The organism is Mycobacterium venezuelense (genome assembly GCF_054919535.1).
The window spans coordinates 1-504 of sequence record NZ_JBONDW010000070.1; the positions used below are offsets into that span (position 1 = coordinate 1).

The window sequence follows — 504 nt, forward strand, 5'->3', positions numbered from 1 at the left end:
GTGTGCGCGGGGGTGCAAGAGGTCCGCAACCTGGTGCCGACCGTCGAGCATGCCGCGATCAGTGCGCTCTCGCAGTGCACGACACCGGCCGCGATCGGCGCGAAGTCCTGGCCCGAGGCGTTGCGGATCCGGTTGCGAATCTCGGGCACCGAGGCCCGGCGGCGGGTCCGCGATGCCATGGATTTCGGGCCACGCCGGTCGGTGACCGGCGAAGCGTTGGCGCCGGTGCGGGCGGTGACCGCCGCCGCGCAAGCCGGTGGCTGGTTGACCCCCGATCACCTCGACGAGTTGGACACGTTCGTCACAAAATGCCCGGACTGGGTCGACCCCGCGCGGCGTGCGGCGTTTGAGGAGAAGCTGGTGACGGTGGCGGCGCAGGAGACCCCCGAGACGCTGCGCCAAACCGTCACCGAAGTGTTGTATCTGCTGAATCAGGATGGCGACGAACCGGTCGACGCGGCCGAGCGCAAGCGCGGTTTCACGGTGCATCCGCAGCAGCCCGAC

General features: G+C 69.6%; 1 protein-coding gene. It reads left to right on the forward strand.

Features of this window, described 5'->3' with window-relative positions; genetic code table 11:
* Nucleotides 1-504, forward strand: a 504-nt coding sequence (locus tag ACRCUN_RS34225) for a DUF222 domain-containing protein (protein WP_462146036.1), incomplete at both ends; no start/stop codon positions are given.